Origin of the sequence: Amycolatopsis sp. NPDC049253 (genome assembly GCF_040678995.1) — a bacterium.
In the GTDB taxonomy this organism is placed as follows: domain Bacteria; phylum Actinomycetota; class Actinomycetes; order Mycobacteriales; family Pseudonocardiaceae; genus Amycolatopsis.
Genome location: NZ_JBFAQX010000013.1, coordinates 1 through 20,629, shown reverse-complemented (window position 1 = coordinate 20,629; position 20,629 = coordinate 1). Strand labels below are relative to the sequence as shown.

Annotated in this window: 21 protein-coding genes; 13 read left to right on the top strand and 8 right to left on the bottom strand. The window is 71.5% G+C overall.

Annotated elements, in window-relative coordinates; genetic code table 11:
- The first annotated feature begins 47 nt into the window (after nucleotides 1–47).
- Complete coding sequence (locus AB0K15_RS26980; protein WP_364056042.1) at nucleotides 48–599, top strand: dihydrofolate reductase family protein; 552 nt, start codon at nucleotides 48–50, stop codon at nucleotides 597–599.
- Here AB0K15_RS26980 and AB0K15_RS26975 read toward each other — a convergent pair.
- Together AB0K15_RS26975 and AB0K15_RS26970 are read right to left on the bottom strand one after the other, a co-directional pair.
- Nucleotides 596–2,122, bottom strand: a complete 1,527-nt coding sequence (locus tag AB0K15_RS26975; protein WP_364056039.1) for an AMP-binding protein — start codon at nucleotides 2,120–2,122, stop codon at nucleotides 596–598. The two genes, AB0K15_RS26980 and AB0K15_RS26975, sit on opposite strands and share 4 nt — an antisense overlap.
- A gap of 91 nt (nucleotides 2,123–2,213) precedes the next feature.
- The gene (locus AB0K15_RS26970; RefSeq protein WP_364056036.1) at nucleotides 2,214–3,023 is read right to left on the bottom strand and encodes a LuxR C-terminal-related transcriptional regulator; all 810 of its coding nucleotides are present in this window, start codon (nucleotides 3,021–3,023) and stop codon (nucleotides 2,214–2,216) included.
- A gap of 108 nt (nucleotides 3,024–3,131) precedes the next feature.
- Between AB0K15_RS26970 and AB0K15_RS26965 the strand changes: the two genes are divergently transcribed.
- Complete coding sequence (locus AB0K15_RS26965) at nucleotides 3,132–4,019, top strand: hypothetical protein (protein ID WP_364056033.1); 888 nt, start codon at nucleotides 3,132–3,134, stop codon at nucleotides 4,017–4,019.
- A 224-nt stretch (nucleotides 4,020–4,243) separates the two neighbouring features.
- A complete protein-coding gene (locus tag AB0K15_RS26960) occupies nucleotides 4,244–5,341 on the top strand; it encodes a DNA alkylation repair protein (protein WP_364056030.1) in 1,098 nt (365 codons plus the stop codon).
- 25 nt (nucleotides 5,342–5,366) lie between these two features.
- Here the strand turns inward: AB0K15_RS26960 and AB0K15_RS26955 are convergent, their stop codons facing one another.
- From AB0K15_RS26955 to AB0K15_RS26945, 3 genes are all read right to left on the bottom strand, one after another.
- Nucleotides 5,367–6,098, bottom strand: a complete 732-nt coding sequence (locus AB0K15_RS26955) for a pyrimidine reductase family protein (RefSeq protein ID WP_364056027.1) — start codon at nucleotides 6,096–6,098, stop codon at nucleotides 5,367–5,369.
- Nucleotides 6,098–6,967 (bottom strand): dihydropteroate synthase, encoded by an 870-nt coding sequence (gene folP / locus AB0K15_RS26950; RefSeq protein WP_364056024.1) that lies wholly within the window; start codon nucleotides 6,965–6,967, stop codon nucleotides 6,098–6,100. The genes AB0K15_RS26955 and folP overlap by 1 nt, the downstream gene beginning before the upstream one ends.
- A gap of 117 nt (nucleotides 6,968–7,084) precedes the next feature.
- Nucleotides 7,085–7,384, bottom strand: a complete 300-nt coding sequence (locus AB0K15_RS26945) for a hypothetical protein (protein WP_364056021.1) — start codon at nucleotides 7,382–7,384, stop codon at nucleotides 7,085–7,087.
- A 214-nt stretch (nucleotides 7,385–7,598) separates the two neighbouring features.
- On the opposite strand from AB0K15_RS26945, the gene AB0K15_RS26940 reads away from it, so the two are divergent.
- On the top strand, nucleotides 7,599–8,492 hold the full coding sequence (locus AB0K15_RS26940; protein ID WP_364056572.1) for a hypothetical protein: 894 nt from the start codon (nucleotides 7,599–7,601) through the stop codon (nucleotides 8,490–8,492).
- On the opposite strand, the gene AB0K15_RS26935 is transcribed toward AB0K15_RS26940, so the two are convergent.
- Nucleotides 8,468–9,031 carry a TetR family transcriptional regulator gene (locus tag AB0K15_RS26935; RefSeq protein ID WP_364056018.1) on the bottom strand — a complete coding sequence of 188 codons (564 nt, stop codon included), beginning with the start codon at nucleotides 9,029–9,031 and terminating at the stop codon, nucleotides 8,468–8,470. The genes AB0K15_RS26940 and AB0K15_RS26935 overlap by 25 nt on opposite strands.
- Before the next feature lie 72 nt (nucleotides 9,032–9,103).
- On the opposite strand from AB0K15_RS26935, the gene AB0K15_RS26930 reads away from it, so the two are divergent.
- On the top strand, nucleotides 9,104–9,727 hold the full coding sequence (locus AB0K15_RS26930) for an SDR family NAD(P)-dependent oxidoreductase (RefSeq protein WP_364056015.1): 624 nt from the start codon (nucleotides 9,104–9,106) through the stop codon (nucleotides 9,725–9,727).
- On the opposite strand, the gene AB0K15_RS26925 is transcribed toward AB0K15_RS26930, so the two are convergent.
- A complete protein-coding gene (locus AB0K15_RS26925) occupies nucleotides 9,702–11,252 on the bottom strand; it encodes a helix-turn-helix domain-containing protein (protein WP_364056012.1) in 1,551 nt (516 codons plus the stop codon). The genes AB0K15_RS26930 and AB0K15_RS26925 overlap by 26 nt on opposite strands.
- A 166-nt stretch (nucleotides 11,253–11,418) precedes the next feature.
- On the opposite strand from AB0K15_RS26925, the gene pucL reads away from it, so the two are divergent.
- The 8 genes from pucL to AB0K15_RS26885 all read left to right on the top strand — a co-directional run bounded on the left by pucL (nucleotide 11,419) and on the right by AB0K15_RS26885 (nucleotide 19,590).
- Complete coding sequence (gene pucL / locus AB0K15_RS26920; protein WP_364056009.1) at nucleotides 11,419–12,291, top strand: factor-independent urate hydroxylase; 873 nt, start codon at nucleotides 11,419–11,421, stop codon at nucleotides 12,289–12,291.
- A 13-nt stretch (nucleotides 12,292–12,304) separates the two neighbouring features.
- Complete coding sequence (locus AB0K15_RS26915; protein WP_364056006.1) at nucleotides 12,305–13,189, top strand: FAD binding domain-containing protein; 885 nt, start codon at nucleotides 12,305–12,307, stop codon at nucleotides 13,187–13,189.
- Nucleotides 13,180–13,650, top strand: a complete 471-nt coding sequence (locus tag AB0K15_RS26910) for a (2Fe-2S)-binding protein (protein ID WP_364056003.1) — start codon at nucleotides 13,180–13,182, stop codon at nucleotides 13,648–13,650. The genes AB0K15_RS26915 and AB0K15_RS26910 overlap by 10 nt, the downstream gene beginning before the upstream one ends.
- Nucleotides 13,647–15,956 (top strand): xanthine dehydrogenase subunit D, encoded by a 2,310-nt coding sequence (gene pucD, locus AB0K15_RS26905; RefSeq protein ID WP_364056000.1) that lies wholly within the window; start codon nucleotides 13,647–13,649, stop codon nucleotides 15,954–15,956. Before AB0K15_RS26910 ends, pucD begins: the two co-directional genes overlap by 4 nt.
- 22 nt (nucleotides 15,957–15,978) lie before the next feature.
- Entirely contained in the window at nucleotides 15,979–16,461 is a 483-nt protein-coding gene (locus AB0K15_RS26900) for a nucleoside deaminase (protein WP_364055997.1), read from the top strand.
- 181 nt (nucleotides 16,462–16,642) lie between these two features.
- Complete coding sequence (locus tag AB0K15_RS26895; protein ID WP_364055994.1) at nucleotides 16,643–18,085, top strand: NCS2 family permease; 1,443 nt, start codon at nucleotides 16,643–16,645, stop codon at nucleotides 18,083–18,085.
- A 30-nt stretch (nucleotides 18,086–18,115) separates the two neighbouring features.
- Entirely contained in the window at nucleotides 18,116–18,493 is a 378-nt protein-coding gene (locus AB0K15_RS26890) for a gamma-glutamylcyclotransferase (protein WP_285973005.1), read from the top strand.
- Nucleotides 18,490–19,590 (top strand): glycerate kinase, encoded by a 1,101-nt coding sequence (locus AB0K15_RS26885; protein WP_364055990.1) that lies wholly within the window; start codon nucleotides 18,490–18,492, stop codon nucleotides 19,588–19,590. Before AB0K15_RS26890 ends, AB0K15_RS26885 begins: the two co-directional genes overlap by 4 nt.
- A gap of 175 nt (nucleotides 19,591–19,765) precedes the next feature.
- Here AB0K15_RS26885 and AB0K15_RS26880 read toward each other — a convergent pair.
- Nucleotides 19,766–20,629: IS701 family transposase (locus tag AB0K15_RS26880; protein ID WP_364055987.1), on the bottom strand; the 864-nt coding region annotated here is incomplete at its 5' end.

Sequence of the window (20,629 nt, the reverse complement as noted above, 5' to 3'; positions counted from 1 at the left end):
CCGGCCGTCTCCGGGATAGTGGGGCTCCCCGAACGAGGAGCCCTCCGATGCGCAAGATCGTGTCCACGTTGTTCGTGTCGCTCGACGGCGTAGTCGAGGCGCCGGACCGCTGGTCGCTGTCGCACTGGACGCCGGAGCTCGAACGCATCGTCGGCGCCGGCATGTCCGACGCCGACGCGATGCTGCTGGGCCGCGTGACGTACGAGGGCTTCGCCGAAGCGTCGCCCGGCCGCTCGGACGACCCCGGCGCGGAGTTCATGAACAACGTCCGCAAGTACGTCGCCTCCACCACGCTCACCGCCGTCGGCTGGCAGCACAGCACCCTCCTGCCGCGCGACCTCGAACCCGCGATCCGCGACCTCAAGGCCGCCCCCGGCGGCTCCATCCTCACCAGTGGCAGCGCGACGTTCGTGCGCTGGCTGCTCGCCCGCGGCCTCGTCGACGAGCTGGTCCTCCTGCAACACCCCGTGGTCGTCGGCGCGGGCCGCCGCCTCTTCCCGGCCGACGGCCCGCACCTGGACTTCGCGCTGGAACGGTCGAAGGTGTTCGGCAACGGTGTGGTGCAGCTCGTCTACCGGCCGGCCGAACCCCGCGGCTAGTTCACCTGCCGGTCCTGGCCTTCCCAGAACGGCTTGCGCAGCTTGAACTTCTGGATCTTGCCGGTCGCCGTGCGGGGGAGCTCGTCGAGGAATTCCACGCGCTTCGGGCACTTGTAGCCGGCCAGGTGCCGGCGGCAGTGCGTGATCAGGTCCTCGGCGGTCGCGGGCGTGCCGTCGGTGACGACCAGGGCCGTGACGAGCTCGCCCCACTTCGTGTCCGGGATGCCGATCACGGCGGCCTCGCGCACGGCCGGGTGGGAGTTCAGCGCGTCTTCCACCTCGATGGACGACACGTTCTCGCCGCCGGTGATGATCACGTCCTTCTTGCGGTCGGCGATGGAGAGGTAACCGTCCTCGAACCGGCCGCCGTCGCCGGTGTGGAACCAGTTGCCCTCCTGCACGCGGGCGGTTTCCTCCGGGTTCTCCCAGTAGCCCTCGAGGTTCATGTTCGACTGGACGAGCACCTCGCCGTCGGCGTCGATCGACACGCGCACGCCCAGCGCCGGCGCGCCCGCGCGGCCCAGGAGCTTCGCCTGCTCGTGTGCATCGAGGCCCTCCCACTCCGAGCGGAAACGGTTGACCGTCAGCAGCGGCGACGTCTCGGTGAGGCCGTAGATCTGGATGAACTCCCAGCCCAGCTCGGCCCGCACGCGCTCGATGGTGCGGGTGGGCGGCGGCGCGCCCGCCACGACGATCCGCACGCGGTCGCGGCCGGGGATCTCGCCGTCCCACTTCGCTGCGCCGTCGAGCGCTGCGGTGACCACGGCGGGGGCGGCGCACATGATCGTGACGCCGTGTTCCTCCACGCGGCGCAGGATCTCCGTGCCGTCGACCTTGCGCAGCACGATGTGCCGCGCGCCGAGGCCGGTGACGGCATACGGCATGCCCCAGCCGTTGGCGTGGAACATCGGGAGGGTGTGCAGCAGCACGTCGTTGTCGTTGAGCGTGGTGTGCAAGGCGAACGTGGTGGCGTTGAGCCAGAGGTTGCGGTGCGTCAGCTGCACGCCCTTGGGCCGCGCCGTGGTGCCCGAGGTGTAGTTGAGCGTGGCGGTGGCCGATTCGTCCGGCGTCCACGGCCGTGGATCGCCGTCGCCGCCGAAGATCTGCTCGTCGTGCTCGCCGAGCACGAACACGTGCTTCGCGGTGACGGAGTCGAGCAGCGGTTTGAGCTCCGGGTCGATCATCACGACGTCGGCGCCCGAGTGCTCCACGATGTAGCGCACCTCCGCCGGCGCGAGGCGGAAGTTCACCGGCACCAGGATGCGGCCCCAGCCCGAAACCCCGAAGAACGACGTGAGCAGCCGCGCCGAGTTGTGCGAAACGATCGCGACGCGCCCGCCGGCGGGCACGCCCAGCGCGTCGAGGTTCGCGGCCTGCGCGCGGGCCCGCCGGGCCAGCTCGCGGTAGGTGATCGCGCCCCACGACGCCGCGGGCTGGTCGGGTTCGTCCACCACCGCGATCCGGTCCGGGTACACCGTTTCCGCGCGGTCGAGGAAATCGCGGACAGCGAGGTCGTAGAACACGTGCCGATCCCTTCGCGTCGAACGGGCAGCGCTGCCCGTGCGGCGATGATGCCCTTGCCGTGACCACCCGGCCACCCCACAAAGAGGGTGCTCAGCCGAGCAGGCCGGCCGCGCGGGCCCGGTTCACCGCCTGGATCCGGTTGCTGACGTCGAGCTTGCGCATGGCGTGCTTGAGGTACGACTTGACCGTGTTGGGCAGCAGCCCGAGCCGCTCGGAGATCTCGTCGTTGGTGCAGCCCTCGCTCACGTGCCGCAGCACGTCGAGCTCGCGCGGCGACAGCGTGACCCCCCGCGGTGCCTCGGCCGGACGCAGGCGTTCGCACACTTCGAGCAGCCGCGCGCGGGCCTCGTCGTCGTGCATCGACCCGGCGATCGCGAGGAGCTCGGCGTGCAGGTCGTGGTGCCCGCCCGGCGGCGGTGTGCTCACCCGGCGCCGGACTTCTTCCTCCACCTCGATGTCCCGCTCCAGCCGCGCGACGACGGCGCTCGCCGCGCGCAGGATCCGGTCACCGAACGTGATCGAGTCGCGCGTCGCCGCGTACAGCACCGCGCGCGTCGACGCGCCGACGCGCACCGGCAGCGCGACCATCGCCCGCAGCTGCTCCGGAGCGACGGCGCGGTCGTATTTGTGGGTGATGCCCTGCGCGTTGAGGTAGTCGACGACCGTCGACGGCCGCCCGAGCGCCACGGCCTTGCCGCCCAGCCCGGCGCCGGTGTCGACGCGGAGGTGCTGCAGCGAGCCCGTGGCCGTGCCGCGCAGCTGGTCGATCACGAGCGTCCGCGACCCCGCCGACACGGGCCCGCCCATCGCGACCGGCAGCCCGGTCACGCGCTGGAGCGCCTGCAGTGCGCCGGCGACCAGGGGGCTGGCCGTCAGCGCGAGCCTGCCCGATGGCGTCATGGGCACCGTCCCTGGACCTGTCGCTTGACCTGCGGCTTGCGGCATTGCCGAGGCATCCACCGTACGTGATACGTCGCGTTCGGACTACCGGTGTGGTTCCGTGGTGCGGTGGACTTCGACACCGTCGCCGATGACCTCTACGCGGGTGAGCCCGCTGACTTCGTCGCGTCGCGCACCGCCGCGGCCCGTGCGGCCAAGAGCGCGGGCGACGCCGAGCTCGCCCGCCGCATCCAGGCGCTGCGCAAGCCGACGACCGCGGCCTTCTTCGTCAACCGGCTGGCCCGCGACGGTTCTTCGGCGCTGGAAGAGCTGGCCGACCTGGGCGACCGGCTGCGCGCCGCCCACGCGAGCCTCGCCGGCGAACAGCTGCGGGAGCTGGCGCAGCGGCGGGCCGAGCTGGTGCGCGGGGTCCTGCGCGACGCACCGGACCTGAGCGACTCCGTCGCGCGCGAGGTGGAGGAGACCTTGGAGACGGTCGTGGCCGACCCGGACGTCGCACGGCTCGTCCTGGCAGGGCGGCTGACGTCGGTGGCGCATCAGGATGCGGATCAGTGGCTGTCGCTGCCTGCTGCTGCGTCGGGTCGGAGGAAGAAGCCTGCCGTCGCTGCGGCTGCGGCTCCGGCTCCGGCGAAGAAGGCCGCTCCGGCGAAGGAAAACACCCGCCGCAAACAGGCCGACGAGAAGGCCGCTCGCGAAAAGTCCGAAAAGGACCGCGCGGACCGCGAACGGCAACGCGCCGCCCGCGAAGAGTGGCAACGCAAGGCCTCCGCCGCCACCCGCGAACGCGCCGAAGCCTCCCGAACCCTCGTCCGCACCGAACGCATCGCCGAACAAGCCGACGCCCGCCTGGCCGAACTGCGCGAACGTCTGGCCGACGCCGAAGAACGCGCCGCCCGCGCCGCCAAGGACCTCTCCGCCGCGCGCGCGGCCTTCGACAAGGCCGACGAGGCCGTGCAGCAGTTCGCTCACACGAGCACCCCGGCGAGCCGCCGGTAGCCCGTCAGCGGGTCCGGGCCCGGGACGACCGCCTCGTTCCGCGGGCGCCTCCGCCCTCGACCGCGCGGTTTTTGTCGGTCCTCTCCACATACTGGGTGAAGCCGGAGGTGATCACGGCGTCGAGAAGCCGGGCTGCTGCCGAGACCAGCCGGCCCTTCGCGCCGGTGTCCGGCCGGACAAGAACGAATGCGGCACTCCGGTGCTGTGCAGGAGGGGAGAAGCGGATGCCGCTGGCCGACGAGATGCTCAACGACGCCGTCGTCAGGGGGCTGCTCGCGTCGATGCAGGCGGCGGCGCCCGGTGTCGCCTTCGGGGAGCTTCGCCGGGTCCGCCTGGGTGGGCTCGGGCTGCGGCAGCGCACGGACGCCGTGCGCGACGCGCTGCTGGCCGACCTGCCGGGCGGCTACCGCGAGCTGGAAGACGTGGTGCAGCGGGCGCTGGCCGACGAGGCCTTCACCGGCTGGATGATCTGGCCGGTCTCGGAGGCGGCTTCGGCGCGGGCGCTGGCCGACGGCGGGCCGGTCGCGTTCGACGCGGCGTTGGATCTGCTCGCGGCCCTGACGCCTCGGCTGACGGCCGAGTTCGCCATCCGGCCGCTGCTCGACGCGGATCTCGACCGGGCGTTGCCCAAGGTGCTGACCTGGACTTCCGACCCGTCGGAGCACGTCCGCCGCCTGGCTTCGGAGGGCACCCGGCCGCTGCTGCCGTGGGCGCGCCGGGTGGGTGCGATCACCGCCCGGCCGGGGGTCACGGCGCCGATCCTCGACGCGCTGCACCGCGACTCGTCGGCGTACGTGCGGCGATCGGTCGCCAACCACCTCAACGACGTGAGCCGCGCGCGTCCTGACGTGGCGGTGGCCGCGGCCGGTCGCTGGATCGGCGCTTCCGGCGACAAGCAGACCGCGCAACTCGTCCGCCACGGCCTGCGCACGCTGGTCAAACAGGGCAACCCGGGCGCGTTGGCGCTCCTGGGCTTCACGCCACCGTCCGGCATCACCTTCGACGGTCTCGTGCTCTCGGCGCCCTCGGTGTCCATCGGCGACGAGCTGGGCTTCACCGGCACCCTGCGCAACACGGGCGACGCACCGATGAACCTGGTCGTCGACTACGTCGTGCACCACCGCAAAGCCAACGGCACCACCACGCCGAAGGTCTTCAAACTCACCACGCGCGTCCTGGAGCCGGGCGCCGAGCTGCTGCTGGACCGCACCCACTCGTTCCGCGTCATCACCACCCGCGTCTACCACCCGGGTGCGCACGCGCTGGAGATCCAGGTGAACGGAACTTCGTTGGGGAAGGCGGATTTCGAGCTGCTGGCGTGAGGTCCACGCTCCACTGTGGACTGGATCAGTGGAGCAGGTACCGCATCATCAACGTCCCGTCTTCCTCCAGTACCGAGGCCAGCCGGAGCCGCGCGGGGTCGATGGTGTCGCCGAACGCCGCGCGCGGGGCGAGGCCCGCGACGAGGAAGGGGGCGATCGTCAGACGCAGCTCGTCGACGGCGTCGGCGGCCAGGAGCGACGCGAACAGGCGCGGGCCGCCCTCGCAGTCGATGCGGGTGAGGCCGCGGGAGGCGAGCGTGGCGACAGCGGAGCGGAGGTCGACGGCGTCCGCGCCGGCCACGAGCACGTCGGCGCCCGCGGCGGTCCAGGCGGCGCGCAGGTCGGGGTCGGTGCCGCCGTGGGTGATGACGATGGTGGGCACCAGGGCGTGGGTGATCACCGGGGCGTCCGGGCGCAGGGACCGGCCCGAGGTCACGACGGCGATCGGGGCGATCGGGGCCAGGCCGTGGCGGCGGCGCCGGTCGGCGGAGTGCTCGTCGGGGCGCATGCCCTGAAAGCCCTCCAGCAGGGCGGTGCCCGCGCCGACGAGCACGACGTCGGCGAGGTCGTTGCCCAAGCGGTAGATCACGCGGTCGGCGGGCGTGGACAGCGAGGCCGAGCGGCCTTCGACGGTGACGGCACCGTCGGCGCTCGACACGAAGTTCACCGCCAGCCACTTGCCGGGCGCCGGGTACGCGTAGAGGGCCTCCAGGTCGGCCTCGGCCAGGTCGCGCGCGCCCGGGAAGATCTCGCGCATCAGACCGACCGGACCACGTGCGCGGGCGGGCGCGTGCCCACGATGCTGGCCACCATCTCCGCCACCTGCCGCGTCTCCACGACCTGGTGGGCGCGGAACATCGCGGCCCCGTGCAGTGCCGCGACGGCCGTGGCCGCGAGCGTGCCGATCACTCGCTCGCCGACGGGCACGTCGAGCGTCTCGCCGATCACGTCCTTGTTCGACAGTGCCATCAGCACCGGCCAGCCCGTGTCCACGAGCGCCTGCGTGTGCCGCATCAGCTCCAGCGACTGGTAGGAGTTCTTGCCGAAGTCGATGCAGGGGTCGATCATGATCCCCTCGCGCGGCACCCCGCGCTCCAGCGCGCGCTTCGCGAGCTCCGTGGTGCCGTCGATCACGGCGCCGACCACGTCGTCGTACTGCGGCTTCGCGGCTTCGGTGCGCGGCGTGAGGCCGTTGGTGTGGGAGCAGATGTACCCCGCGCCGTGCTCGGCCGCGACGTCGAGGATCTCGGGCTCGAAGGCCGCCCAGTTGTCGTTCACGATGTCGGCGCCGGCGCGGCAGACGGCGTTCGCGACCTCGGCGCGGTAGGTGTCGACGCTGATCACGAGGTCCGGGAACGTCTCGCGCGCCCACTCGACGGTCGGGACCACGCGGGAGATCTCCTCCGCCGTGGTGACCTCGGGGCCCTTGCCGGCCGGCACGCCGCCGATGTCGATGAGGTCCGCGCCCTCGGCGCACGCGCGGCGGATGGCGTCCTGCGCGCGCGTCTCGAGGTAGGTCGCACCATTGTCGTAGAACGAATCGGGGGTGCGGTTGACGATGGCCATCACCAGCGCGCGATCGCTGGTGAGGCGGCGGCCTCGGAAGACGAGGTCGGGCGTGTGCATGGCTTCTCCCGTACCGGAACGTCGGTTGCCGCGATCATAGGCGAGCGCACGACGGTGATACGGCGGGCAGGTGGCGGGCAACACCGCCGAAGGCCACCTGCTCCCGGGCCGGCGACTTCAGGAGGCGAGTGCCTCGTTGATGGCGTGGAATTCGTGGGCGGTGCGAGTGGCGGAGAATTCGATCACGGTGTAGTGCGCGAGGCGCTGGACGACGAGCGGGTCGGTGGCGAGCACGGCGTCCAGCTTGCCGCGCACGCACGGGCGGGTCAGGATGACCTGATCGTGGTCGGTGTCCCCTTTTCCGGAAACCAGGAACAATCCGCGGGAGAAGTGCGTGCGCAACCACTCCGCGTGTTCCGCCAGTGCGTAGTCGACTTCGTTTCGAGGCGCCGTGTAGGCGAGCAAGGCTATGTACATGTCTTCAGAGTAGAACTCACTCACGGCAATCGCATCCTCCTGCCGAGTGGCGACGCCCACGCGTTATCCCGGAATTGCAATGGGTCCTTTACGTGCTCTTTTTTCGCGTTTTCACAGTGGACGGCGTACGTAAATCTGCGTACGCGGGTGTCGACACCGAGCCGACGACGAAACGTTGTCGCAGCACCAAACTGACGTCATGACTCAGCCGGTGATGGACGCCGTGGGCCGCATCTGGCGGGACGGCAGACGCGTGGAACGCGTCGCGTACGTGGTGGGGGCGGTGCTCTTCGCGAGCGGCGTCGTGAACGCGGTGGTGCTGCTGGCCAGTGGCGGCACGTGGCTCGGGCCGGTGTCGCTGCGCAAGGCGGTCACGTTCGGGTTGTCGTTCGGTCTCACGCTGGCGTCGGTGGCGTGGGCGACGTCGCCGTTGGTGCTGCGGCCGCGGGCGCGGGCCGGGTTGCTGGGTGCGTTCCTCGTGGCTTGTGTCGCGGAGGTCGTGCTCGTGACGATGCAGGCGTGGCGAGGGGTCCCGTCGCACTTCGACTTCGAGACCGGCTTCGACACGGTGGTGTCGATGTCGCTCGCGGCCGGCGGCGGCGTGATCGTGGTGACGGCGCTGGGCTTCACGGCCGCGGCTTTCCGTTCGCCGGGCCGGATCGCGCCGAGCATGCTGGTCGCCGTGCGCTTCGGCCTGCTGGTGCTGATGGTCGCCCTCGCCACCGGCGCGGTGATGATCGCCCGCGGTGTGGTCGAGGCGCGCGGCGGCTCACCCGAGCTGGCCTACACGACCGCGGGTTCGCTGAAACCGCTGCACGCGGTGGCGATGCACGCGATCCTCGTGCTGCCCGGGCTCGCGTGGCTGCTGCGCTTCACCGCGTTGCCCGAACGCGCTCGCCTGCGCGTGGTCTGGCGCGCCGTGGCGGCCGACGCCGTGCTCACCGCGGTGATCGGCATCGAGGCCTTCGCGGGAATTCCGCCCTTCGACGCGCCTTGGTTCTTACTGGCGCTCTCGGCACTGGCGTCTCTCGTTCTGGTCGGCACCGTTGTTTTTTCGTTAATTCGCGGGAAAAGCCGCGCCGGCTATTCCACCGTGAGCAATCCCTGAACCGCGTCGACGAGCGTCCGCCGCCTCGCGGCGCGGGCGCTCGGCAGGTGCGGCCCGAGTTCCGGGTTGGTGCTGTGCCACGCCGCGGAAAGCGCTTGGATGAGCACGAGCAGCTGCACGGGCGAAAAGTGGCCCGCGATCTCGCCTTCGCGTTGCGCCCGCCCGATTTCCCGCAGGCGCGCGTCGTTGACCTCGGTGATGGCCGCGAGGTGCTCGGCGTCCGACCGCTCGAGCCGGTACCACGTCGAGAGCCGCAACGTCTCCGGGTGCTCGTCGAAGTAGTCGAACGCCCGCCCGGTGTACCCCGCGAGATCCCCGGCGTCGAACGGCACCGCCTCGAAGAACGCCGCCGTCCGCTCATCGAACGCGGCGTCGAACAGCCCCTCCTTGCTGCCGAAGTACGAGTAGATCATCGCCTTGTTGCACCCGGCCGCCGCGGCCACCCGATCCACCCGAGCCCCCGCGATCCCGTATGCGGCGAACTCGCTGATCGCGGCTTCGAGCAGCCGCTGCTTGGTCTGTTCCGCGTCGCGCGCCATGGGGTCAGGCTACCAACCAACTGGTCGGTGGGTTGAGATTCGGTCACCTACGTCACGCGCTACCGTCGGCTCATGGCAGGAATCGTCGTGATCGGGGCGGGGCCGGGGATCGGGGCGGCGGTCGCGCGGCGGTTCGCGCGGGAGGGGTTCGGCGTGGCGTTGGTGGCGCGGCAGCGAAGGGACCTCGGGGTCGACGCGGTGACCCACGTGGCCGATGTCGGAGACGAGGCGTCCCTGCGCCGGGCGCTCGACGCGGTGACGGAGGACCAGGGCTTGCCCGACGTCGTGGTCTACAACGCCGCCGCGGTCCGCCGGGACGCGCCCGGGGAGCTCGGCACCGCGGAGCACCTCGGCTTGTGGCGCGTCAACGTCCTCGGCGCCTACACCGCCGCCGCGCACCTCGCGCCGAGGATGGCCGAGCGCGGACACGGGACGTTCCTCACCACGGGCGGGATGCCCGCGCCGAAAGCGGCCTACACCAGCCTCTCCCTCGGCAAAGCCGGCCTCCGCACGGTGACGGCGCTGTTCGCCGAGCAGTACCCCACGCTGCACTTCGCCACGGTCACCGTCGGCGGCACCGTGGAGAAGGGCACGGCGTTCGACCCGGACGGCATCGCCGAGCACTACTGGCGCCTGCACACCCAGCGCACCTGGGAGCGGGAAGTGCTGATCACGACCAACCCCAGTCCTGCGTGAAGCAGCCCGCCAGGTAGAGGTCCACCCGGTCCGCGAACCGGCCCAGATCACGGCCCGTCAGCTCCGAAATCCGCGAGATCCGGTATCGCAGGGTGTTCACGTGCAGGTGCAGCGCCCCCGACGTCTGGGTCCACGAGCCCGAGTGCTCCAGAAACGCCTTCAACGTCGCCACCAGCTCCGAACCGTGGGCGGCGTCGTACGCCACAACCGGCCCGAGCACCTTCTCGCCGAACGACCGGCGCAGGTCGTCGGGGACGGCGGCCAGCAGCAGCAGGTGCGACGCCACCTCGTCACCGGCCAGCACGGCCGCGCGGCCCGGCGAAAGGGCGGCCAGCGTGCGGGCGTGCCGCGCCTCCTGGAGGCCGGAGCGCAGGCCGGTCGCGTCGGGCGCGCGGCTGAGGCCGACGGACAGGCGGGCGGAGCCGAGGGCCGGTTCGACCGCGCGGACGGACTCGCGCAGGGCCCCGGCGAGGCGGCCGAGCCGATCGTGCGCCGGGAACAAGCCGAAGGTCTCGCCGTCGACGGTGGCCACCAGCGTGGGGGCGGGGGCCGAAGCGAGCAGCTCCTCCACCAGCACCTGGGTGAGGCCCGGCCCGCCGCCGTCGACCGCGGCCGAAAGCGTCACCACCTGCGCGGACGGCGGGAAGTCCAGCGCCGCCAGCCGCGCGGACAACGCGGCCGGCGAAGTGTCGTCGGAGAGGGCCAACCGCAGCAGAGGCTCGGCCGCCCGGTTCTCGATGCGCTTGGCCTCGTCGACGCGGGAGCGCTCCAGCCCGATCAACGGCGCCAGCTCCAGCGCCAGCTCGCGCCGGGAAACCGCCCAGCGGCCGATGTCGCCGGAGGCCACCAGGAACCAGCTCGCCACGCGGTGGCCCGAGCGGCTGGCGGCGGCCAGCAGCGTGACGGGACCGTCGTCGCCCGGCACGGTCAACGGGAGGCGGTCCGCGCGGAGGAACCGGCGCGCCAGCGCGGCCCGCCGCGCATCGGAAGGCGGCGAACCCGTGCCCGCGATGAGCCGGCCGGTCGCGCTCAGCACCCAGCAGTCCACGCCCAGTTCCGAAGCGCCCGCGGAAACCAGCGCCGGCAGGCCATCACCGCTGGTCACGGCCGCGACCAGGCGCCGGTGTGAGTCGTGCGCGGGGGCCGAACGCTCGGCGGCCAGGCCCAGGATCACGCGCTCGGTCACCGTCGCGAAGGACACCGAAAGCGGGACCTCGAACAGCGGCAGTCCCACCCGCCGGCAGGACTCCACGAGGTGCTCGGGCACGGGACCGCCGACCTCCGCCGTCCCGGCACCCAGCGCGACCACGCCGGCCGCCGCCAGCACGCCGACGAATTCTTCGGCCTCGGCGGGCCCGGGCAGCCAGCGCATGCCGCACAGCACGATCTCGCCGCCGCTGAGGTACCGCGTCGGGTCCTGCAGCGTCGCCTGGAAAACGCGCCCGAACTCGCGATCCAGCGCCGACTCGCCGGTGAGCAGGGTCAGCCCGAGCTCCGGCGTGTCCAGCAGCGCACTCAGCCGCACGCGGCACCTCCTTCCCGGCTCAAGTAGCGCACACGCGAAGGCCTCCGTCGTTTGGAGGAACCTACGAAAAACCACCCTCGACGCCCACCCGGTTTCGGTGGATCTGCCGTGGTCCGCGCCACGTCACGGCGTGTGTACTGACCGACGAGCGAAGGGAAGGAACACCATGGCGATCGTTCTGGGCGACAACCGCTACGGAAAGGCGGAGAACCGGGTCGTGCGCGTCGACCGCGACGGCGACGAGCACCGGATCACCGACCTCAACGTCAGCGTTTCGCTGTCCGGCGACATGAGCGACACCCACCTCACCGGCGCCAACGACAAGGTGCTGGCCACCGACACGCAGAAGAACACGGTGTTCGCGTTCGCCCGCGACGGCATCGGCGAGATCGAGGACTACGCGCTGCGCCTCGCGCGCCACTTCGTCACCACCCAGGAGAGCATCCACGGCGCCCGCGTCCGTGTGGAGTCGTTCCCGTGGCAGCGCCTCACGGTCGGCGGGCAGCCCGCCCACCACTCGTTCGCCCGTTCGGGTGGCGGCACCCGCACCACGACCGTGCACTACGACGGCCGGCAGGCCTGGGTGCTCGGCGGCGTCGAGGACCTGACGGTGCTCAACTCCACCGGTTCGGAGTTCTGGGGCTTCCCGCGCGACGGCTACACGACGCTGCCGGAGACCAAGGACCGCATCCTCGCCACGGCCGTCAACGCGACCTGGCGCTTCGCCGGTGAAGACGTCGACTGGGCCCGCGCGTACGACACGGCTCTCGCCTCGCTGCTCGACGCCTTCGGCGGAACGCACAGCCAGTCGCTGCAGCAGACGCTCTACGCGATGGGTTCGCGGGTGCTCGAGACCGTGCCCGAGATCGCGGAGGTACGCCTGTCGCTGCCGAACAAGCACCACTTCCTCACCGATCTGTCGCCGTTCGGCCTCGACAACCCCGGTGAGGTCTTCCACGCCGCCGACCGGCCGTACGGGCTGATCGAGGGCACCGTGCTGCGCGACGACGCGCCGGCCGCCGGGCCGGCCTGGTCCTGAGACGGAGGCCGAAGTGGAGTTCCTGCGCCCGACCACACTCGCCGAGGCTCTCGAGGCCAAGGCGGCGCACCCCGATGCCGTGCCGATCGCGGGCGGCACCGACGTTATGGTGGAGATCAACTTCGACCACCGCCGCCCGCCGGCGCTGCTCGACCTCAACCGCGTCAGCGAGCTCTACGGCTACGACGTCGAGGAGGGCCGCATCCGCATCGCCGCCGCGACGCCGTACACGCGGATCATCGCGGAGCTGGGCGACCGGCTGCCCGGTCTCGCGATGGCGGCCCGCACGGTCGGCTCGCCGCAGATCCGCAACCGCGGCAGCGTCGGTGGCAACCTCGGCGCCGCGTCGCCCGCGGGTGACTCGCACCCGGCGCTGCTCGCGGCCGATGCGGAGGTGGAGATCGCGTCCACCCGCGGCACCCGGCGCGTGGCGGCGAAGGACTTTTACGTTGGTGTGAAGCGGAATGTGCTCGAAAAGGACGAGCTGATCACGGCCGTCCACTTGGCACCGGCGAGCGGGCCGCAGCAGTTCAGCAAGGTGGGGACCCGCAACGCGATGGTGATCGCGGTCTGCGCGTTCGGCCTCGCGGTGCACCCGGCCGAACGCCGGGTGGGCACGGGCGTCGGCTCGGCCGCGCCGACACCGCGCCGCGCGTTCGACGCCGAGGAGTTCCTCGCGGGCGAGCTGGCGGCCGACGACCAGTGGGACCGCCCGCGCGCGCTCGCCGACTCGGTGAAACGCCGCTTCGGCGAGCTGGTGGCCGCCGCGGCCGCGCCGATCGACGACGTGCGCGGCAGCGCCGACTACCGCCGGCACGCACTGTCGGTGCTGGCGCGGCGCACGCTCGGCTGGGCCTGGACCGAATTCTGCGGAGGGAGGCGCACGGAATGCGCGTGAACGTGATCGTCAACGGCGAGCAGCGCCAGGCGGACAACGTCTGGGAGGGCGAAAGCCTGCTCTACGTGCTGCGCGAACGGCTCGGCCTCGCCGGCTCGAAGAACGCGTGCGAGCAGGGTGAGTGCGGCTCGTGCACGGTGTACCTCGACGGCGTGCCGGCCTGCGCCTGCCTCGTCGCGGCCGGGCAGGCCGAGGGCCGCGAGGTGCGCGCGGTCGAAGGTCTCGCCGACGGTGAGAACCTGGACCCGATCCAGGAGTCCTTCGTGGAGCGCGGGGCCGTCCAATGTGGCTTCTGCACGCCCGGGCTCCTGGTGACCGCCCACGATCTCATCGCGCGCACCGAAAACCCGAGCGACGCCGAGATCCGCGAGGCTCTGGCCGGGAACCTGTGCCGCTGCACCGGGTACGAGAAGATCCTCGACGCGGTCCGGCTCGCCGCCGCGCGGAAGGAGCACGCATGACGCGCCCGGCCCCGGCCCGGTCGTCGCAGGAGCTGGCCGACACCGTCACCGGCGGCATCGGCACGAGCCCGCTGCGGCCCGACGGCACGCTCAAGGTGCGCGGCGAGTTCGCGTACTCGTCCGACCTGTGGCACGAGGACATGCTGTGGGGCGCGACGCTGCGCAGCCCGCACCCGCACGCGCGGATCGTGCGCCTCGACGTCTCCCGCGCGTTGGCCCAGCCCGGCGTCCACGCGGTGCTGACCCACGAGGACGTGCCCGGCGAGAACCGCTACGGCCTCAAGTACCAGGACACGCCGGCGCTGGCCGAGGACCGCGTGCGCTACCAGGGCGAGCCGGTCGCGATCCTCGCCGCCGACCACCCGGAGATCGCGCGGCAGGCGCTCAAGCACATCGTGGTCGAGTACGAGGTCCTCGAACCGGTCACCGATCCCGAGCGCGCGGCCCACGACGAGACCCTGCCGAAGCTGCACCCCGGCGGGAACCTCGTGCGCTACCAGCGCATCGTCAAGGGCGACCCGGCCGCGAAGGCCGACGTGGTCGTGTCCGGTGTCTACGAGATCGGCATGCAGGACCAGGCCTTCCTCGGCCCGGAGTCCGGCCTCGCCGTGCCCGACGACGACGGTGGCGTGGACCTCTACCTCGCCACGCAGTGGCTGCACGTGGACCAGAAGCAGACCGCGCGGGCGCTCGGCCTGCCGCCGGAGAAGGTGCGGCTCACGCTCAGCGGCGTCGGCGGTGCGTTCGGCGGACGCGAGGACCTGTCGATGCAGATCCACTCGTGCCTGCTCGCGCTGCGCACGGGCCGGCCCGTGAAAATGGTCTACAATCGCGAGGAGTCGTTCTTCGGCCACGTGCACCGCCACCCTGCGAAGATGTACTACGAGCACGGCGCCACGCGCGAAGGTGATCTCGTCTACGTGCGCGCCCGGATGTACTTCGACGGCGGCGCCTACGCGTCCAAGACGCCGGTGGTGGTCGGCAACGGCACCACGCTGAGCGTCGGCCCGTACAACGTGCCGAACGCGAAGATCGAGGGCTGGGGCGTGTACAGCAACAACCCGACGTGCGGCGCCATGCGGGGCCTCGGCGCGGTGCAGCCGACGTACGCGTACGAGTCCCAAATGGACAAACTCGCCACGGCGCTCGGCATGGACCCCGCCGACCTGCGGATCCGCAACGCGATGAGCGAGGGCTCCACCAACGTCACCGGTCAGCTCATCGACTTCCCGGCGCCCGTGGCCGAGCTGATCCAGCGGCTGAAGGACATGCCGTTGCCACCGGAACGCGGTGAGAACGCGGACATCCGCGACCTGCCCGGCGGAGCGTCCAATGTGACCCACGGCGAAGGCGTCGTGCGCGGGGTCGGGTACGGCGTGACCATCAAGAACATCTCCTACGCCGAGGGCCTCGACGACTACTCGACCGCCCGCGTGCGGCTGCAGGTGGTCGGCGGCGAGCCGGTGGCGATGGTGCACACGGCCGCGGCCGAGGTGGGCCAGGGGCTCGTGACGCTGCAGCAGCAGATCGCGCGCACCGAGCTCGGCGTGCCGCGCGTGACCGTGCACCCGGCCGACACGAGCGTCGGCGACGCGGGTTCGAGCTCGGCCTCGCGGCAGACCTACGTGACCGGGGGTGCCGTGCGCAACGCGTGCCGCGCGGTGGCCGACGCGGTGTACGCGCTGGCCGAACGCCGGTTGGGCCGCGATGCCCAGGGGATGTCACTGGCCGGCGGCAAGATCGTGGCCGCCGACGGTGAGGTCGTCGTGTCCCTGGCCGACCTCCTCGGCGAGGAGATCCTTGAGGAGACGCGGGAGTACCACCACCGCAAGACCTACCCGCTCGACCCGGAAACCGGCCAGGGCGACGCCCACGTGCAGTACGGGTTCTCCGCGCATCGCGCCGTGGTGGACGTCGACGTGGAGCTGGGCCTGGTCAAGGTCGTGCAGCTCGACTGCGCGCAGGACGTGGGCAAGGCCATGAACCCGGACGCGGTGATCGGCCAGATCCAGGGCGGGTCCGCGCAGGGCCTCGGCCTGGCCGTGATGGAGGAGATCCAGGTGGTGGACGGGAAGGTGCGCAACCCGTCTTTCACCGACTACCTCATCCCGACCGTGCTGGACATGCCGCCGATGCGCATCGACGTGCTGGAGCGGCCCGACCCGCACGCGCCCTACGGCGTGCGCGGCGTCGGCGAACCGCCCACGATCTCCTCGACGCCGGCGGTCGCCAACGCCATCCGCGCGGCGACCGGCCTCGAGCTGCCCCGGGTTCCGATCCGGCCCGAGCACATCACCGGTACCTGAAAACGTTGGGAGAACAAGCGAAGTGACTTTGTCCATCGAAGCCGAGCGCGAGTGGCTCCTGGAGAGCGTGCGCATCGCGACGAGCAACGTCGCCGACGGCGGCGGCCCGTTCGGCGCGCTGGTCGCCAAGGACGGCCGGATCATCTCGACCGGGGTCAACCGCGTCACGCCCTCGCTCGACCCGACCGCCCACGCCGAGGTGGTCGCGATCCGCGCGGCCTGTCAGGCGCTCGGCACGTTCAAGCTCGAGGGCTGCGTGCTCGTGTCCTCGTGCGAGCCGTGCCCGATGTGCCTGGCGTCGGCGCTGTGGGCGCGGGTCGACCGCGTGGTCTTCGCGGCCGACCGCCACGACGCGGCCAAGGCCGGGTTCGACGACCGCGCGTTCTACGAACTGTTCGAGAAGTCCCGCGAAACCTGGGAAGTACCCGTTTCCCGGCTGTCCCTCAAGGACGGCTTCGCCCCGTTCGACGCCTGGCTGGACCGGCCGGACCGCGTCGACTACTAGGCGCGCGGGGCCGGCGGTTCTCCCCGGTCCGGCCCCGTTCTCGCCCGTCACCGGAAGCCCGTACCCGGGCACATCCCGGTGCTGACCGGAGCACCGGAAAAACCGAACTCGTCAGGCTTCTTCACGCCCTCGTCCGAATGCGGGGCGCGGTGAAGCACACCCACCGGCAAGGGGACGACGCATGACCCAGGTACACATCGACGACGCTGTGACCCCGGCCCCAGGACCAGCTCGCAAGTCCGTCCTGGACCGGCTCTTCGACATCACGGCCCGCCGCACGACCGTGGGCCGCGAGGTGCGCGGCGGTATCACCACGTTCGTCGCGATGGCCTACATCGTACTGCTCAACCCGCTCATCCTCGGCGCCTCCGCCGACATCACCGGCGCGAAGCTCAGCGCCGCCCAGGTCACCACGGCCACGGCGCTGGCGGCCGCGGTGATGACCATCCTCATGGGACTCGTCGGCAACGCGCCGCTCGCGCTGGCCGCGGGGCTCGGGATCAACGGCATCGTCGCGTTCCAGATGGCGCCGGCGATGACGTGGCCGCAGGCTTTCGGGCTCGTGGTGCTCGAAGGCGTCTGCATCGTGCTGATGGCCGTGAGCGGGATCCGGGAACGGATCATGAACGCGATCCCGGCACCGTTGAAGATGGCCATCACGGTCGGCATCGGGCTCTACATCGCGCTCGTCGGCCTGGTCAGCGCCGGGTTCGTCACGCGGACGCCGGACTCGGCCGAGTCCACCGTGCCCGTTCGGCTCGGCTTCGACGGCCACCTCGACGGCTGGCCGATCGCGGTCTTCTGCTTCGGCCTGTTGCTGATGACGGTGCTGATGTCGCGCAAAGTCCCGGGCGCGGTGCTGATCAGCATCGCGGTGTCCACGGTGCTCGCCGTCGTGCTGCACGACGGTTTCCACGTGGGCGACTGGGGTCTGACCACCCCGACGCTGCCGAGCCACGTGGTGGCGGTACCCGATTTCGGGCTGCTCGGTCACATCGACTTGTTCGGCGGCTTCGCTTCGGCGGGTGCGTTGACCGCGACGATCTTCCTGTTCACCCTGGTGCTGTCCGGCTTCTTCGACGCGATGGGCACGATCACCAGCGTGTCGGCGGAAGCCGGGCTGTCGAAGGACGGCCGCGTGCCGCGGATGGGCCGGATCCTGTTCGTCGACGGCGCCGGCGCGATCGCCGGCGGGCTCTCGGGTTCCTCGCCCAACACCGTGTTCCTCGAATCGGCGGCCGGCGTGGGCGAGGGCGCGCGGACCGGGCTCGCGAGCGTGGTCACCGGCGCGCTGTTCGCCGCGACGCTGCTGTTCACGCCGATCGCGGGCATCGTCCCGGCGCAGGCCGCGGCGCCGGCGCTCGTGGTGATCGGCGGGATGATGGTGGCGCAGTGCCGCAACATCCCGTGGCAGGACAGTGATTACACGATCCCGGTCTTTCTCACCGTCGCGCTGATCCCGTTCACGTACTCGATCACCAACGGCGTGGGCGCGGGCCTGATCGCGTTCGTGCTCATCAAGACGTGCAAGGGCAAGTGGCGTGAGGCCGGCTGGATCCTCACGGTGCTGGCGCTGGTGTTCACCGTCTACTTCGGAATCGACGTCGTCAAGGCGGTCTTGTAGCAGTTGCAGCTCGGAGGGAAAGGACCTGCTGTGACCCTGATGTTCCTCAATGGCGGCGCCATGCGCGGCGAACCGCTGCACCACCTGCTCGACGGCGCGCCCCTCGTCGCGTCGACCACCACGGCGCCCAAGTACCGCTTCTACTCCGTGGGCGGCCAGTGCCCGGCTCTGGTCCCGGTCGCCCACGGCGGCGGCGCGGTGGCGGGCGAGGTGTACGAGGTGTCCCTGGACGCGCTGCGGGACCGGGTGCTGCCGGCGGAACCGCCCGAGCTGGAACTGGGTGTGATCGAGCTGGCGGACGGGAGCTCGGCGTTCGCGATGCTGCTGCGCCGGCCGCAGACGTCACACGTGCAGCTGCGCGACATCACCGAGATCGGTGACTGGCGTGCGTTCCGGTCCCGGTCATGACGGTGCTGGTCGCGCCCGACAAGTTCAAGGGCTCGCTCACGGCGGCGCAGGTCGCTTCGGCGGTCGCCGCCGGCGTGCGTGAGGTCGCTCGGGACGAGCCGGTGGTCGAGCTCCCGGTGGCGGACGGCGGAGACGGCACGGTGGCCGCCGCCGTCGCCGCCGGGTTCCGCCGGGTGCCGGTGCGCGTGTCCGGGCCGACGGGGCGGCGGATCACGGCGTTCTTCGCGCTGCGAGGCGACGTGGCCGTCGTGGAGCTGGCTGAGGCTTCCGGCCTGCACCGGTTGCCGGGTGGGTTGCCGGCGCCGCTGACCGCGTCGAGTTACGGCACGGGGGAGCTGATCGCGGCCGCGCGGGCGGCTGGTGCGTCGCGGATCGTGCTGGGGGTCGGCGGGAGCGCGTGCACGGATGGTGGCGCCGGGATGCTGACGGCACTGGGGGCGCGGGTGCTGGATTCGTTCGGCACCGCGGTGGCTCTGGGCGGGATCGGGTTGGGTTCGGTGTCTGCTGTGGACTTGTCCGGAGTGTCCGCTGTGGACATCGAGCTGGCGTGCGACGTCGACAATCCCCTGCTCGGTCCTTCGGGGGCGGCGGCGGTGTACGGGCCGCAGAAGGGCGCGAGCCCGGAGGATGTTGCCGTGCTGGAAGCCGGGCTGCGCCGCTGGGCCGCGGTGCTGGGTCCTTCGGCCGCCCAGGTCGCGGGCGCCGGCGCGGCGGGCGGGGTGGGCTTCGCGGCGCTGGCGGCGCTGGGTGCTCGGATACGGCCGGGTATCGCCTTGCTGCTCGACCTGCTGGGCTTCTCCGCCGCGGTCCGCGACGCCCGCCTCGTCATCACCGGCGAGGGCTCCCTCGACACGCAGTCCCTGCACGGCAAGGCCCCCGTGGGCGTCCTGCGCGCGGCCACGAGCGCCGGCGTCCCGACGGTCGCCGTGGCCGGCCGCTGCCTGCTACCCCCGGCGGAGTGGCGGGCGGCCGGCTTCACCGCCGTCCACGCCCTCACCGACCTCGAACCGGACCCGGCGCGCTGCATGACGAACGCGGCGCCGTTGCTGCGCCGCCTCGCCGAACGCCTGGCCCGCGACCACGCCGACGCCCCCTAGTACTGCAACGGCAGTTAGGTGAGTGGGTAGCCGCGTCGTTTGTAGTGGCTGAGGCGGGCTTGGTGTTGTCGTCGGCGGCGGAAGCGGGACCAGGCCCAGATGTGTTCGACGGCGTCGGCGACACGCAACACCAGCTTGGTGAGCAGGCGCCGGATCTCCGGTAGCGTGAATCCGATCATGCCCGCCTTGACGGCGTCAGTTCCCCTTTTGTGACAAGGGATCGTGAGACGGCGAGCCAGGCGTGGGCAAGCATGGACAGCGTGATGTGGGCATACCATGCCCGCCACGACCGGACCTGGTAGTGATCGAGTCCGGCTTCGTTCTTGGCCTGCTGAAAGCACTCCTCGATCCGCCAGCGGGCCCTGGCGATCCAGGCCAGGTCCAGCAGCGTCGAGCGGCGGGGCCCGTAGCAGACGTAGTAGGCGATCTCGGACGGATCCGAGAGTGAGCGGCGGGCGAGCACCCAGTGGCCTCGCCCGGCCTGCCAGCCGATCCGGATCGGCACCCGCGCCCAGTCGTACTCCCGCGGCCCGTGGGCCCCGGCACCGACTGACAGCCGCCGCCACGACCGGGCCGGCAGGTCCGCGATCAGCTGGTCGGCTCTGGCTTCGCGACCGCCGGTGGTGACCAGGGTGTCGTTGACCTTGGTGGCCAGCACATGCGCGGCATCGTGGGCCTCCAGCCCCAACCGCAGGTACTTGACCTGCCCGTATGCCTCATCGGCGGTCACCCACGCGAACGGCACTTTCGCGGCGAACGCCCGCGCCAGCATCGCCATGGCTTGGCGCGGCTTGGTCTCGAACCCGGTCCCTTCCGGGATTCCCGCCCGCCGGCACCGCTGCTGGTCGGCGATCCACGGCTCGGGCAGATACAGCTCTCGGTCGATCAGCGCATGCCCACGAGGCGAGGCATAAGCCAGGAACGTGCCGATCTGGCAGTTCTCGATCCGCCCGGCAGTGCCGGAATACTGCCGCTGCACCCCGGCCGACATCGTGCCTTTCTTCAGGAACCCGGTGTCGTCCACGATCAGCACGCCACC